Below are 1528 nucleotides of genomic sequence, written 5' to 3'. Positions count from 1 at the left end.
TGCTTTGTGGTCAAGTCCTCGGCCTATTAGTACCGGTCAGCTCCACACGTTGCCGTGCTTCCACCTCCGGCCTATCAACCCCATCGTCTCTGGGGGGCCTTACCCACTCTCGTGGTGGGAGACCTCATCTCAAGGCGAGCTTCCCGCTTAGATGCTTTCAGCGGTTATCCCTTCCGAACGTAGCCAACCAGCCGTGCACCTGGCGGTACAACTGGCACACCAGAGGTTCGTCCGTCCCGGTCCTCTCGTACTAGGGACAGCTCCTTTCAAGTCTCCTGCGCGCGCAGCGGATAGGGACCGAACTGTCTCGCGACGTTCTAAACCCAGCTCGCGTACCGCTTTAATGGGCGAACAGCCCAACCCTTGGGACCTACTCCAGCCCCAGGATGCGACGAGCCGACATCGAGGTGCCAAACCATCCCGTCGATATGGACTCTTGGGGAAGATCAGCCTGTTATCCCCGGGGTACCTTTTAGCCGTTGAGCGACACCGCTTCCACATGCCGATGCCGGATCACTAGTCCCAGCTTTCGCTCCTGCTCGACCCGTCAGTCTCACAGTCAAGCTCCCTTGTGCACTTACACTCGACACCTGATTGCCAACCAGGCTGAGGGAACCTTTGGGCGCCTCCGTTACTCTTTAGGAGGCAACCGCCCCAGTTAAACTACCCACCAGACACTGTCCCCGATCCGGATCACGGACCAGAGTTAGACGTTCAAAACGACCAGAGTGGTATTTCACCAATGACTCCACCATCACTAGCGTGACAGCTTCCCAGTCTCCCACCTATCCTACACAAGACGTTCCAAACGCCAATGTCAAGCTGTAGTGAAGGTCCCGGGGTCTTTCCGTCCTGCTGCGCGTAACGAGCATCTTTACTCGTAGTGCAATTTCGCCGGGTCTGCGGTTGAGACAGCGGGGAAGTCGTTACGCCATTCGTGCAGGTCGGAACTTACCCGACAAGGAATTTCGCTACCTTAGGATGGTTATAGTTACCACCGCCGTTTACCGGCGCTTAAGTTCTCACCTTCGCACAGTTACCTGCGCTAAGCGGTCCCCTTAACGTTCCGGCACCGGGCAGGCGTCAGTCCGTATACATCGTCTTACGACTTCGCACGGACCTGTGTTTTTAGTAAACAGTCGCTTCCCCCTGGCCACTGCGACCCCCACCAGCTCCCAGAGCTAGTCTGATCACCAGCAGAGGTCCCCCTTCTCCCGAAGTTACGGGGGCAATTTGCCGAGTTCCTTAACCACAGTTCACCCGATCGCCTTGGTATTCTCTACCTGACCACCTGAGTCGGTTTAGGGTACGGGCCGCCACAACACTCACTAGAGGCTTTTCTCGGCAGCATAGGATCATCCACTTCGCCACAATCGGCTCGGCATCACATCTCACCCTGCATGTGTCGCGGATTTACCTACGACACGGGCTACATGCTTACCCCAGGACAACCATCGCCTGGGCTGGACTACCTTCCTGCGTCACCCCATCGCTTACCTACTACTCAATCGGTTCGAGCGTTCGGCCA

At 57.0% G+C, this 1528-nt stretch carries 1 rRNA gene; it reads right to left on the bottom strand.

The features are described from left to right. Nucleotides 1-6 precede the first annotated feature (6 nt). A 23S ribosomal RNA gene (locus ACIBHY_RS54730) occupies nt 7-1528 on the bottom strand; the annotation flags it as partial.

It is taken from the genome of Nonomuraea sp. NPDC050547, from assembly GCF_044457345.1.
GTDB lineage: Bacteria > Actinomycetota > Actinomycetes > Streptosporangiales > Streptosporangiaceae > Nonomuraea.
This window is presented reverse-complemented; position numbering and strand designations above follow the sequence as displayed.